The sequence below is a fragment of the Nonomuraea sp. NPDC049624 genome, from assembly GCF_040675255.1.
Lineage (GTDB): Bacteria > Actinomycetota > Actinomycetes > Streptosporangiales > Streptosporangiaceae > Nonomuraea.
In genome coordinates this window covers 122,964-135,563 of record NZ_JBFAOR010000011.1, presented here as the reverse complement: position 1 = coordinate 135,563, position 12,600 = coordinate 122,964, and the positions used below count along the sequence as shown (strand labels likewise).

9 protein-coding genes are annotated in these 12,600 nt (G+C 72.9%); 8 read left to right on the top strand and 1 reads right to left on the bottom strand.

The window, feature by feature from the left end:
* Window positions 1–67: 67 nt before the first annotated feature.
* The 8 genes from AB0J76_RS38845 (at window position 68) to AB0J76_RS38810 (ending at window position 10,600) form a co-directional block, all read left to right on the top strand.
* Window positions 68–1,177, top strand: coding sequence for a serine/threonine-protein kinase (locus AB0J76_RS38845; RefSeq protein WP_352330692.1), 1,110 nt, complete (start codon window positions 68–70; stop codon window positions 1,175–1,177).
* A gap of 35 nt (window positions 1,178–1,212) precedes the next feature.
* Window positions 1,213–2,862: a protein kinase gene (locus AB0J76_RS38840; protein ID WP_364392557.1), complete on the top strand. Its 1,650-nt coding sequence runs from the start codon at window positions 1,213–1,215 to the stop codon at window positions 2,860–2,862.
* A gap of 87 nt (window positions 2,863–2,949) precedes the next feature.
* Window positions 2,950–4,347 carry a class II fumarate hydratase gene (locus AB0J76_RS38835; RefSeq protein WP_352323278.1) on the top strand — a complete coding sequence of 466 codons (1,398 nt, stop codon included), beginning with the start codon at window positions 2,950–2,952 and terminating at the stop codon, window positions 4,345–4,347.
* A 75-nt stretch (window positions 4,348–4,422) separates the two neighbouring features.
* Complete coding sequence (locus AB0J76_RS38830) at window positions 4,423–5,175, top strand: 3-hydroxybutyrate dehydrogenase (protein WP_352323277.1); 753 nt, start codon at window positions 4,423–4,425, stop codon at window positions 5,173–5,175.
* Entirely contained in the window at window positions 5,175–7,145 is a 1,971-nt protein-coding gene (locus tag AB0J76_RS38825; protein WP_352323276.1) for a helix-turn-helix domain-containing protein, read from the top strand. Before AB0J76_RS38830 ends, AB0J76_RS38825 begins: the two co-directional genes overlap by 1 nt.
* Before the next feature lie 31 nt (window positions 7,146–7,176).
* Window positions 7,177–8,451, top strand: coding sequence for an MFS transporter (locus AB0J76_RS38820; protein ID WP_352323275.1), 1,275 nt, complete (start codon window positions 7,177–7,179; stop codon window positions 8,449–8,451).
* Window positions 8,448–9,449 (top strand): alpha/beta hydrolase, encoded by a 1,002-nt coding sequence (locus AB0J76_RS38815; protein WP_352323274.1) that lies wholly within the window; start codon window positions 8,448–8,450, stop codon window positions 9,447–9,449. The genes AB0J76_RS38820 and AB0J76_RS38815 overlap by 4 nt, the downstream gene beginning before the upstream one ends.
* Window positions 9,449–10,600, top strand: a complete 1,152-nt coding sequence (locus tag AB0J76_RS38810; protein ID WP_352323273.1) for a tannase/feruloyl esterase family alpha/beta hydrolase — start codon at window positions 9,449–9,451, stop codon at window positions 10,598–10,600. Before AB0J76_RS38815 ends, AB0J76_RS38810 begins: the two co-directional genes overlap by 1 nt.
* Here AB0J76_RS38810 and AB0J76_RS38805 read toward each other — a convergent pair.
* Window positions 10,590–12,590 (bottom strand): glycosyltransferase family 2 protein, encoded by a 2,001-nt coding sequence (locus tag AB0J76_RS38805; protein ID WP_352323272.1) that lies wholly within the window; start codon window positions 12,588–12,590, stop codon window positions 10,590–10,592. The two genes, AB0J76_RS38810 and AB0J76_RS38805, sit on opposite strands and share 11 nt — an antisense overlap.
* Window positions 12,591–12,600: the final 10 nt, after the last annotated feature.

Here is a 12,600-nt window from a genome sequence, read left to right as displayed (position 1 = left end):
AAGTTCGCAACAATTTATCGGCCCCGCCTCTACTGGTCGGTTTACACAAATAGGTAAGCTGCCTGGCATGCGTGCGCCCTCCGGTTACCTTCTCGCCGCGCGCTATCGGCTTGTGGAGCCGGTTGGTCGCGGCGGCATGGGCACCGTTTGGCGGGCGCATGACGAGTTGCTCGACCGCGACGTGGCGGTGAAGGAAGTACGGCTGCCCACCGTCCTCGACGAGGAGCTGCGCGCGGAGTTGTGCGCCCGCACCGAGCGCGAGGGCAGGGCGACCGCGATGGTGGCCCATCCGTCGGTCATCACCGTGTTCGACGTCGTGACCGAGGACGACCGTCCCTGGATCGTGATGGAGCTGCTCCGGGCCAAGTCCCTGGAGCAGCTCATCCAGGAGCACGGACCGCTCCCTCCGCGCCGGGCCGCCGAGATCGGCCGGCAGATCCTCGGCGCGCTGCGGGCCGTCCACGCCAAGGGCATCCTCCACCGCGACGTGAAGCCCAGCAACGTCCTGGTGACCGAGGACCGCGCGGTGCTCACCGACTTCGGCCTGGCCGCGCTCGAAGGCGACGTCTCCATCACCCAGGCCGGCATCGTGCTCGGCTCGGCCGGTTACATCGCCCCCGAACGGGTTCTCGGCTCCAAGGCCAGCCCCGCGGGCGATCTGTGGTCGCTCGGCGCGACCCTCTACACCGCCGTCGAGGGCCGGGGGCTGCACGGCCGCCGTACGGCCGCCGCCGCGCTGGCCGCGCTGACCAGCGGCGAGCCGATCCCGATGAGCAAGGCGGGCCCGCTGGCGCCCGTGCTCGACGCGCTGCTCAGGATCGATCCACAGACCCGGCTCGACTCCGTACGGGCCTCGCTCATGCTGGCCCGGGTGGCCGCGGGCGGCTCGGCGGAGGAGCCGCTGGCCCCGCGCCGGCCCGTACGCCCGGTTCCCGTGGTCACCTCGCCACCCTTCGCGCGCAGGTCCGCGCACCGCGGGCTGCACAGGGCGGAGGCCGCCGCCGCCGCGCTGTCGGTCCCGCCGCCGCGCCAGGAGCGCAGGCCGGGTGAGGGCGTCCACCGCAAGCGGGTCGACCCACGTCCGAGCCCGTCTACTTATGTCCGTTTCAAGGCGGCGGTGATAAAGTTGTTCCTTCCTCGGCGGTTCTGGCCAAGAGAACTTCGCAAGCGAGGGTAAAGCACTTCCCAAGCGAGAATCGATATCTTCTTCTCATGCCGGAACAGCAGACACGCCTGCTCGCGGAGCGCTACGAGCTCATCGCCCCGCTCGGCCGGGGCACGATGGGGACCGTGTGGCGCGCCCGCGACCGCGCGCTCGGGCGCGAGGTGGCGGTCAAAGAGATCCGCCAGGACCAGGGGCTCACCGAGGACCAGCGGGCCGAGCTGCGCGAGCGCATGGTCCGCGAGGGCCGCCTCGCCTCGCGGATCAACCACCCGTCCGTCGCCGCCATCCACGACGTGCTCATCCAGGACGACAGCCCCTGGATCATCATGGAGCTCATCGAGGCGCGCTCCCTGGAGCAGGTGATCGAGGAGGAGGGCCCGCTGCCGCCCCGGCTCGTGGCCGAGATCGGCGTCGACCTGCTCGGCGCGCTGCGCGCCGCGCACTCCCAGGGCATCACGCACCGCGACGTCAAGCCGGGCAACGTGCTCATCACCGAGAGCGGCCGGGTGGTCCTGACGGACTTCGGCATCGCCAAGGCCGAGGGCGACTCACGGCTCACCAAGACGGGCATGGTGATCGGCTCGCCCGGGTACACGGCCCCGGAACGCGCCAGGGGCGAGTACACCGGGCCCGAGTCCGACATCTGGTCGCTGGGCGCGACGCTGTACTTCGCGGTCGAGGGGCGGCCGGCGTACGAGCGGGCCACGATCGCCGAGACGCTGGCGGCGCTGCTCAGCGAGAGCGCCGACCCGCCCACGCAGGCCGGGCGGCTGCGGCCGGTGCTGAACGGGCTGCTCAACAAGGACTACCGGCAGCGGCTCAGCGCCGCCAAGGCGGAGACCCTCATGCGGATGGTCGCCGACACGCCCACGAGCGAGATGCCGGCGCTCACGGCGGAAGCCCTGATGGCCCAGGAGGCCGCGTTGCCCGACCCCTTCACCGACTCCGGCCCACGGCGTCCCGCCGGCTCTCAGGGGCGCCCTTCAGGGCCTCAGGAGGCGTACGGGGCCGGTGCGCCGCCCGTCCCGGGCCCGCAGCCGACGCGTCCCGCCGGGGCGCGGCCCTCAGGGCCGCAGGGGCCTTCCGGGCCGCAGGAGGCCGCGCGGAGCCCGCTGGGGGCGCCGACGATGCCTCAGAGCACCGCACCGGGCCGGCCGCCGCAGGCCCCGCGTCCCGCGCAGCCGCCGCAGGCGGCTGACGCCGGCGACGAGAGCGGCTTCGACCCCGACCAGACCGTCAGCGTCATGCGCCCCAAGGGGCCGTTCCCTCCGGCGCCCGAGCCGGGCGGCGGCCGTCCGCCGCAGCGCCCCGACGACGAGGGGACCGTCACGACCAGGCACATCGCCGCGCCGCGGAGCGGTTCCCCCGGCCAGCAGGTCTACCCGCCGGCGCAGCAACCGCCGCACGCCGCGCGGCAGCAGGGCCCGGGACCGCAGGGCGCAGGACAGCAGGGCGCAGGACAGCAGGGGCCGGGACAGGGCGGCCCGCAGCAGGGCGGGCCTGGACAGGGCCGGCCGGTGCCGCCCGCCGGTGGCCCGCACCAGGGCCAGGGCCTCGGGACCGACCTGTTCGCCATCGCGGGGCCGCCCGAGAAGCCGCAGGCGGGCAACCGCAACGGCATGCTCGTGCTGATGGCCGTGGCGGCGGCGGCCGCGGTCGTGATCGCCGTCCTCATCGTGGCGCTCATCTCCAGCTGAGCGAGCCTTTCCCGGTACGACGGCCCGTCCCCGCCCGGGGCGGGCCGGCCCCGGACTGAACGCCCGGCCGTGGGACAGACTGGAGTCATGAGCGAGTTCAGAATCGAACATGACTCGATGGGCGAGGTCCGGGTGCCGGCGGGAGCGCGGTGGCGGGCCCAGACCCAGCGGGCGGTGGAGAACTTCCCGGTCTCGGGGCGGCCGCTCGAACCGTCCCACATCGCCGCGCTCGGCCTGATCAAGGCGGTCGCCGCCGAGGTCAACGGCGAGCTGGGCGTGATCGACAAGGATCTGGCCGAGGCGGTCGCGCAGGCCGCCGCGGACGTCGCCGACAACGAGCACGACGCCCACTTCCCCATCGACGTCTTCCAGACCGGCTCCGGCACCTCGTCCAACATGAACGCCAACGAGGTGATCGCGACGCTGGCCGAGGAGCGGCTGGGACGGCCCGTGCACCCCAACGACCACGTGAACGCCTCCCAGTCCTCCAACGACGTCTTCCCGACCTCGATCCACGTGGCCGCCGCGATCGAGGTGACCTTCCACCTGCTGCCCTCGCTCACCCACCTGGCCGACACGCTGCACGCCAAGGAGGCCGAGTTCGCGCAGGTGGTCAAGTCGGGCCGGACCCACCTGATGGACGCCACGCCGGTGACCCTCGGGCAGGAGTTCGGCGGGTACGCCGCCCAGATCGACCACGGCGGCACCCGCGTGCGCACGGCGCTGAACCACGTACTGGAACTGCCCCTGGGCGGGACGGCGGTCGGCACGGGCATCAACACCCCGCCCGGCTTCGCGCAGCGGGCGATCGCGAAGCTGGCCGAGGCGACCGGCATCCCCTTCCGCGAGGCCGCCGACCACTTCGAGGCCCAGAGCGCCCAGGACTCCATCGTGGAGCTGTCCGGGCAGCTCAAGGTGGTGGCCGTGTCGCTCAACAAGATCGCGAACGACCTGCGCTGGATGGGCTCGGGCCCGCGCGCCGGGCTCGGCGAGATCAACCTGCCGGACCTGCAGCCGGGCTCGTCCATCATGCCGGGCAAGGTCAACCCGGTGATCCCGGAGGCCACGGCCATGGTCGCGGCCCAGGTCATCGGCAACGACGCGGCGATCACCTTCGCCGGGGCCTCGGGCAGCTTCGAGCTGAACGTGCAGCTGCCGGTCATCGCCCGCAACATCCTGGAGTCGATCAGGCTGCTGGCGAACGTGTCCAGGTTGCTGGCCGACCGCTGCGTGGCCGGCATCACGGCCAACGTCGAGCGCCTGCGCGAGTACGCCGAGTCCTCCCCCTCGATCGTCACCCCGCTCAACAGGCACGTCGGCTACGAGGAGGCGGCCAAGATAGCCAAGCAGGCGCTGGCCGAGCGCAGGACCATTCGGGAGGTCGTCGTCGAACGCGGCCACGTCGCCGACGGCACGCTGACCGAGGAACAGCTCGACGCCGCCCTCGACGTGCTGTCCATGACCCGGCCGCCGGCGGAGGGGTGATCCACATAGGCGGGCTCGGATCTATGTCGGCCGCACCCATGCGTCCCGGCGCGGCGAGCGCCTAGGGTTTCGGGTATGGCGAAGGAGCTGACTGGGCGGACCGCGCTGGTGACGGGGGCTGGGGGCGGCATCGGCGCCGCCTGCGCCCGGCGACTGGCCGCCGCGGGGGCCAAGGTCCTGGTGGTCGACAGGCAGGGCGAGGCGGCCGGGAAGGTGGCCGCGGAGGTCGGCGGGGTCGCGGTGGTGGCCGATCTGAGCGATCCGGCCTTCGCGGCGTCGCTGCCCGACGAGCCGGTGGACATCGTGGTGAACAACGCCGGGTTCCAGCACGTGGCGCCGGTCGAGGACTTCCCGCCGGAGGTGTTCTCCACCATGATGCGGGTGATGGTGGAGGCGCCGTTCCTGATCGCGCGGCGGGTGCTGCCCGGCATGTACGCCCGGGGGTGGGGGCGGTTCGTGAACATGTCGTCGGTGCACGGGTTGCGGGCCTCGCCGTACAAGTCGGCGTACACGACGGCCAAGCACGCGCTGGAGGGGTTCTCCAAGGTGGTCGCGCTGGAGGGGGCGGCCCACGGGGTGACGTCCAACTGCGTGTGCCCCGCGTACGTGCGCACGGCGCTGGTCGAGGCGCAGATCGAGGACCAGGCCCGGGTGCACGGCATCGGCAGCGACGAGGTCGTCGAGAACATCATGCTCCAGCCGGCCGCCATCAAGCGGCTGATCGAGCCGGAGGAGGTCGCCGAACTGGTCGCCTACCTCTGCGGCCCCCACGGCTCCTTCATCACCGGCACCTCCCTCCCCGTAGACGGCGGCTGGACGGCCCATTAGTGAGCACCCACTTTCTGGAGCTTTTGGCGCGGGAGGCGTCGGCGGTCGAGTTCGAGGGGCCGATCGTGGAGGCCAGGGCGCAGGGCGCCGATCCGGCCACGATCGAGGAGCTGGAGCAGGCCAAGATCCAGGCGCTGAAGGTCAGGGCGCTGCTCAGGCGGCGGGCCAGGCGCGAGGCCGAGCTGTCGGCGCTCTACGACACCGCCGGCGACCTGGCCGCGCTGCGCGACCTCGACGCCGTGCTCGAAGCCATCGTTCACCGGGCCAGGCAGTTGCTGGCGACCGACATCGCGTACATGACGTTGCACGACCCCGAGCAGGGCGACACGTACATGCGGGTCACCGACGGGTCGATCTCGGCCAAGTTCCGGGCGCTCAGGCTGGCCATGGGCGCCGGGCTGGGCGGGCTGGTGGCGCAGACGGCCACCCCGTACGCGACCGCCGACTACTTCGCCGACGCCAGGTTCCGGCACAAGGGCCACATCGACGAGGCCGTCAAGGAGGAGGGCCTGGTCGCGATCCTGGGGGTGCCGCTGCGGCTGGGCCAGCGGGTGATCGGCGTGCTGATGGCGGCCAACCGCAGCGCCAGGCCCTTCCACCAGGAGGAGGTCTCGCTGCTGGCGAGCCTGGCCGCGCACGCCGCCGTCGCGATCGACAACGCCCGGCTGCTGCAGGAGACCAGGAACGCCCTGGAGGAGCTGTCCCAGGCCCACCGCACCGCCCGGGCGCACGGCGAGGCCGTCGAGCGGGCCGCGCTGGCCCACGACCGGATGACCTCGCTGGTGCTGCGCGGCGGCGGCATCGAGGATGTCGCCGCCGTGGTGACCGAGGTGCTCGGCGGGTCGCTGGCCGTGCTCGACGACCTGGGCCGCCCGATCACGGGCGACGTGGGCGAGCTGGACGCGGGGGTGTTCGAGGCGGCGCAGGCGTCCAGGGCGCTGGGGCGTACCGTGCGCAGGGGCGACCAGCTGATCGCGTCGGTGGACGTCGGCGGCGAGCCGTTGTGCACGCTCGTCCTGCGCAGCGACGACGCCGACGAGCGCATCCTGGAACGGGCGGCGCTGGTGTGCGCGCTGCTGCTGCTGTTCAGGCGGAGCGTGGCCGAGGCCGAGGGCCGGGTCAGGGGCGAGCTGCTGGAGGACCTGATCTCGCGGCCGGACTCGCCCGGCCTGGCCGACCGGGCCCGGCGGCTGGGCGTGGACCTGCGCGCGCCGCACGTCGTGGTGGTGGCCAGGCACGGCGGCCAGCGGGAGCGGGCGGCGTTCTGGGCCTCCTCGCACGCCACGGTCCGGCACGGGCTGGCGGCGGGGCGCGGCGACGAGGTGGTGCTGCTGCTGCCGGGCGTGGACGCGGGCGGTCTGGCCCAGCGGGTGGCGGCCGAGCTGAGCGCGTCCCTGCACAGCCCGGCGACGGCGGGCGCCTCCCCGGCCCGCCTCCCCGAAGCCGCGCCCGGCGGCCCGCCGGGCGCGCCGGCAGGCGGCTCAGGAGGGGGCGCGACAAGCGGACCGGGAGCTGGACCGGGAGGCGGATCGGCGGGCGCGCGGGACGTCGCGGAGGCGTACCAGGAGGCGCGGCGGTGCGCCGAGGCGCTGCTCGCGCTCGGCCGGGCCGGTGACGGCGCGAGCCCCGCCGAGCTGGGCTTCGTCGGGCTGCTCGTGGGCGACGGCCGCGACGTGCGCGGTTTCGTCGGCCGCGTGGTCGGCGCGGTGATCGACTACGACGCCCGCCGCGGCACCGCGCTGACCGACACCCTGTCGGCCTACTTCGGCACGGGCGGCTCACCCTCCCGTACGGCCGAGGCCATGCACATCCACGTCAACACCGTCACCCAGCGCCTCGACCGGATCGGCAAGCTGCTGGGCGACGGCTGGCTGGAGCCCGAGCGCGCGCTGGAGATCCAGCTCGCCCTCCGCCTGCACCGGCTCGGCCACACATCCTCCCCGCAGACTGTGGGTCCCGGCCCCATATAAGTGACGCCGGTCACTCTTTACCGTGACCGGCATGGCCACTTCCATCAAGAGGATCGTCGCCGCGAGCCTGATCGGCACCACCATCGAGTGGTACGACTTCTTCCTGTACGGCTCGGCAGCCGCTCTCGTGTTCAACAAACTCTTCTTCCCCGAGTCCGATCCGCTGACCGGCACGCTGCTGTCGTTCCTCACCTACGCCGTCGGATTCGTCGCCCGCCCGCTCGGCGGCCTGATCTTCGGCCACTTCGGCGACCGGGTGGGCCGCAAGACCCTGCTGGTGGTCAGCCTGCTGATGATGGGCGCCGCCACGTTCCTGATCGGCTGCCTGCCGACGTACGCCACGCTCGGCTCGTCGGCGGCGCTGCTGCTGACCGCGCTGCGGCTCGTGCAGGGCTTCGCGCTCGGCGGCGAGTGGGGCGGCGCGGTGCTGATCGTGTCCGAGCACGGCGACACGAAGCGCCGCGGGTTCTGGGCCTCCTGGCCGCAGGCGGGCGCGCCCGGCGGGAACCTGCTGGCCACCGGCGTGCTGGCGGCGCTGGCCGCCTGGCAGTCCGACGAGGCGTTCCTGTCGTGGGGCTGGCGCATCCCGTTCCTGCTGTCGGGGGTGCTGGTGCTGGTCGGGCTGTGGATCCGGCTGACGATCAGCGAGTCGCCGGTGTTCCAGCAGGCCGAGCCGGAGCCGACCGCGCCGATCGTGGGCGTGCTGCGGAACCACTGGAAGGACGTGCTCACCGCCATCGGCGCCCGGCTGGCCGAGAACATCTCGTTCTACCTGCTGACGGTGTTCGTCATCACGTACGCGAAGAACGCCAAGATCGACAACTCGACGGTGCTGACCGCGGTGCTGCTCGCCTCGGCGATCCACTTCGTCACGATCCCGATGTGGGGCGCGTTGTCGGACCGGGTCGGCCGCCGTCCGATCTACCTGGCCGGGGCCGCCGGGATCGGCGTGTGGATCTTCGCCTTCTTCCCGCTGGTGGACACCGGCAACTTCCTGGCGATCACCCTCGCGGTCACCGTCGGCCTGCTCTTCCACGGCATGATGTACGGCCCGCAGGCGGCCTTCTTCTCCGAGCTGTTCGGCACCAGGACGCGCTACACCGGCGTGTCGATCGGCGCCCAGCTCTCGGCGATCGTGGCCGGCGCGCTGGCCCCGCTGATCGCGGTGGCGCTGCTCAAGAGCTACTCCAGCAGCGTGCCCATCTCGGTCTACCTTGGCCTGGCGGCGGTGCTCACGCTGGTCGCCGTCTACACCGCCCGCGAGACCCAGGGACGCGACCTGGCCGAGAGGATCCACGCGCGATGAAGGTCACCACCCCCCGCCTCACGCAGCACGTCCTGACCGTCGAGGACCGGACGTCCGGCGAGCCCGTGCTGTTCGTGCACGGCAACGTCTCCTCCGGCGCCTTCTGGCGCGACACCATGGCCGCGCTGCCCGCCGGCTACCGCCCGCTCGCCCCTGACCTGCGCGGCTTCGGCGACACCGACCCCGAGCCGGTGGACGCCACCAGGGGCCTGCGCGACTGGTCCGACGACCTGGCCGAGCTGGTCGAGGCGCTCGGGCTCGACGGCGTGCACCTGGTCGGCTGGAGCCTGGGCGGCGGCGTCGTCCTGCAGCTGCTGCGCGACCGTCCTGAGCTGGTCAGGAGCGTCACGCTGGTCAACCCGATCTCCCCGTACGGCTTCGGCGGCACCGAGGGCCCGGACGGCACGCTCACCCACCCCGACGGCGCGGGATCGGGCGCCGGGGCGGCGAACCCGGACTTCGTGGCCCGGCTCAAGGCGGGCGACATGTCCGACGAATCCCCCACGTCCCCCCGCAACGTGCTCCGCACCGGCTACGTCAAGCACCCGCGGATCCCCGACGAGGACTTCTACCTGCGGTCCATGCTCACCACCCGCGTGGGCGAGGCCAACTACCCGGGCGACGCCGCCGGCTCCCCCGCCTGGCCCGGCGTGGCCCCGGGCAAGCACGGCGTGCTCAACGCGTGCGCCCCCACCCACTTCCGCCTGGACGACCTGCACGAGATCGGCCCCAGGCCGCCCGTGCTCTGGATCAGGGGCGCCGACGACGTGATCGTCTCCGACACCTCGCTGTTCGACCTGGCCCACCTGGGCGCGATCGGCGTCGTGCCCGGCTCCCCCGGCACCCCGGCCCAGCCGATGGTGACCCAGACCAGGGCGGTCCTCGACCGCTACGGCCGCTACCGCGAGGTCGTGCTGGACGACTGCGGACACAGCCCGCACCTGGAGCGGCCCGCCGAGTTCGGCCGCCTGCTGGCCGAGCATCTGGAGGAGGTCTGATGCTCGTCGCCCTGACCCTGGTCGCGAGCCTGCTCACCGCCCCCGCCGCGGGCGAGCTTACCGTGCCCGGCGCGGAGAAGCTGATCAGCGCCACCCTCGACGACCTGACCACGGCCGGCACCACCCTGACCGGCCACACCGACCCGGCCGACTGGGCCGGCCTGCACTCCAAGGCCACCGTCAACCCGACCGGCGTGCCCGGCACCCAGCTCGACGGCTACTTCCCCGACACCTCCACCGGCAACGCCACGCACGGCTGGAACCACGACTCCCAGTTCGTGATCAGGCTGCCCGACCGGTGGAACGGCGGCCTGGTGGTCAGCGGCACCCCGGGCAACCGGGAGCAGTACGCCAACGACTACACGATCTCCGACTGGGTGCTGTCCAAGGGCTACGCGTTCGCCGCCACCGACAAGGGCAACGTCGGCGTGACCTTCCACGAGGACGGCCGCCGCCCCGGCGACGCCATCGCCGAGTGGAACGACCGCGTCACCCAGCTCGCCGTGGCCGCCAAGTCCGTGGTCAGGCAGCGGTACGGCCGCCCGCCGGCCCGTACGTTCATGGCCGGCCTGTCCAACGGCGGCTACCTGGTCAGGTGGCAGCTGGAGAACCGCGGCTGGCTCTACGACGGCGGCGTGGACTGGGAGGGCACCCTGTTCCGGGTCAAGGGCGACAACCTGCTGACCTTCCTGCCGCCCGCGCTGAAGGCGTACCCGGACGAGGCGGGCGTGCGGGCGGCCGGGTTCGCGCCGGGGTCGGAGTTCCTGTGGCCCTTCCACCGGCAGTACTACTGGGAGCTCACCCAGCAGCTCTACCAGAAGGAGCTGGACCCGTCGTACCAGGGCGCGGCGGCCGACTACGACTACGACGCGCGCCGGCCGTACGCCGCGATGGCCAGGATCGGGCTGACCGGCCGGATCACCAAGCCGCTGATCACGATCCACGGGACGCTCGACTCGCTGCTGCCGATCTCCCGCGACTCCGACGTCTACGCCAGGATGGTCGGCCCGCACCGCCCGTTCCGCTACCACCGGATCGAGGGCGGCAACCACCTCGACAGCCTCGTGGACGTCTATCCCGACCGCCTGCGGCCCATGCTCCCGGCCTTCAGGGACGCCTTCCAGGAGCTGGAGGGCTGGGTCACTCCTTGAGGTAGCGATGCCTGCCCGCGCGCGCCCAGCGCACGATGTGCCGCGCCCCGGGCAGGCGCCTGCCGAGGCGGTGGAGCGCGGTGTCCCGGCCCATGGGCGAGCGCCGCTGGGGGTTCACCGCGACGGCCGGGCGCGTCTCGACCCGGCCGCGGCGCACCTGGAGGCCGAACCGCAGCCCGATCTCCTCGTCGGCCGAGCGCAGCGACGACAGCCAGGCGCCCGGCCCGAGCTGCTCCTCGCTCGGCATGTGCCGCTTGACCGGGATCTTCGCCACGAGCTGGCCGGCGAGCTTGCCCGGCACGCCGGCCTCGACCAGCGCGGGCGCGCACACCTCGCGTTCCCTGCGGCCGGTGCTGCGCAGCACCAGCTCCAGGGGCGGCCCGCCGCTCGGCGGCACGTACGGGACCGGCAGCACGACGTACACGTGGCCGTCGGCCTGGCGGACGGTCACCCCCGGCGACACCAGCGCGATCGACTCCGGGAACGAGCGCGGCTCGACGGCCAGGCCCAGCTCCCCCTTGTCCGACCAGCACGGCACCACCAGCCGCATCCTGGGCCGCTGGGCCAGCACGCCCAGGCAGTTGAGCGGCCCCTCGGCCCGCCCGACCCGGCTCCTGGCCTGGTTGGCGCCGCTGAACATGCGGACGTGCACCTCCCACTGCCCGGGGCTGAGCGGCCGGCCCATCGCCGCGCTGGTCACGTCCAGGCGGGCCTCGCCCTTGATCTGCACGCGGATGCGGCGGCGGCCGTCGGGCCCGCGCTCGACGTGCTGGGTCATCGGCAGGAAGTGCACCACGCCGGTCTCGCTGTGCCGGACGTAGACGTCCACCCGGGCCCGCTCGACGTCGGCCGTGATGTCGGTGACGTCGTCGGACAGCAGCTTGGTGTCGACCGAGCGCGGCGGGATCCAGTGCAGGCGCTCGCCGTCCACGCGGTACCGGTCGGGCAGGCCGTCGCCGGACATGACCTCCACGGTCAGGCCGAGCACCAGGATGTGGGCGTCCCAGCGCATCTCGGTGAGCTCGGCGCGCAGGCCCGCGCGCCGGGTGGAGTTGGCGAACATGACGATCTGGTCCAGGCGTCCGCGCCGGACGAACGCGGCCACCGCCCGTAGCTGGACCGGCAGGTAGCGGTCGATCCGCTCGGGGAAACGCTCGCCGATGAGCTCCTGGACGACCCGGAAGTGCATGCCCCGGTCCACCGAGGAGTCGGCGAACCTGGCGGTCAGCAGCGGCCTGAGCACGGCGGAGCGGAACCAGTAGGCGTACATGCGGTCGCGCTGGCGGCCGGCGCCCACGTAGGTGTCGATGTCGGTGAGCAGCGTCCTCAGCCCGGCCACGATCACCCGGGGGTCCTCCTCGGGCGCCTCGGGCCGCGGCCCGAGGCTGCAGCAGACCTCCTCGGCCAGCACGGCGATCACCTTGGCCTGCAGGTAGGCCCGCATCACGAACGCCTGCTCGGCCAGCCTGCCGCCGGGCATCGCGAAGCCCAGCTCGTTCTCCTCCAGGAAGGCCCGGCGGTAGAGCTGCTGCGGGACGAGCAGCGTCATCAGGCGCTCGCGCAGGATGTCGGCGCGGGCGCTGCTGCGCTCGAACGCCACCATGGGCGGCCCGTAGTCGCGGGCCAGCCGCCCGATCAGCACGTCGGCGTCGGTCTCGACCGCGCGCTCGTGCATGCGGGCCAGCGCGTCGCGGGCCAGCCGGTCGGTCTGGTCCAGGAAGTAGACGTAATCGCCCTCCGCCGCGGCCACGCCCATGTTGCGGCCGCGAGAGGGCGATCCGGTGTGCGGCAGGTGCAGCACGCGGACGTTCTCGCGGAGACCGGCGATGGTGTCCAGCCGTTCCGCGATGCCGTCCGTGGAGCCGTCGTCCACGAAGATCACTTCGTAGTCGGCGGCGGGCAGCGTCTGCTCCAGCGCGGAGCGGATGCACGCGTCCGCGGTGTCACCCGGGTTGTGGACATTGACGATCACACTGACCTTCACACCCATGCGGCCAGCG

Excerpts from the sequence above, each read along its gene's own strand:
- AB0J76_RS38835 (WP_352323278.1), top strand. The coding sequence starts at position 2,950 with ATGAGCGAGTTCAGAATCGAACATGACTCGATGGGCGAGGTCCGGGTG.
- AB0J76_RS38810 (WP_352323273.1), top strand. The coding sequence starts at position 9,449 with ATGCTCGTCGCCCTGACCCTGGTCGCGAGCCTGCTCACCGCCCCCGCC.
- AB0J76_RS38845 (WP_352330692.1), top strand. The coding sequence starts at position 68 with ATGCGTGCGCCCTCCGGTTACCTTCTCGCCGCGCGCTATCGGCTTGTG.
- AB0J76_RS38830 (WP_352323277.1), top strand. The coding sequence starts at position 4,423 with ATGGCGAAGGAGCTGACTGGGCGGACCGCGCTGGTGACGGGGGCTGGG.
- AB0J76_RS38805 (WP_352323272.1), bottom strand. The coding sequence starts at position 12,590 with ATGGGTGTGAAGGTCAGTGTGATCGTCAATGTCCACAACCCGGGTGAC.
- AB0J76_RS38840 (WP_364392557.1), top strand. The coding sequence starts at position 1,213 with ATGCCGGAACAGCAGACACGCCTGCTCGCGGAGCGCTACGAGCTCATC.
- AB0J76_RS38820 (WP_352323275.1), top strand. The coding sequence starts at position 7,177 with ATGGCCACTTCCATCAAGAGGATCGTCGCCGCGAGCCTGATCGGCACC.
- AB0J76_RS38815 (WP_352323274.1), top strand. The coding sequence starts at position 8,448 with ATGAAGGTCACCACCCCCCGCCTCACGCAGCACGTCCTGACCGTCGAG.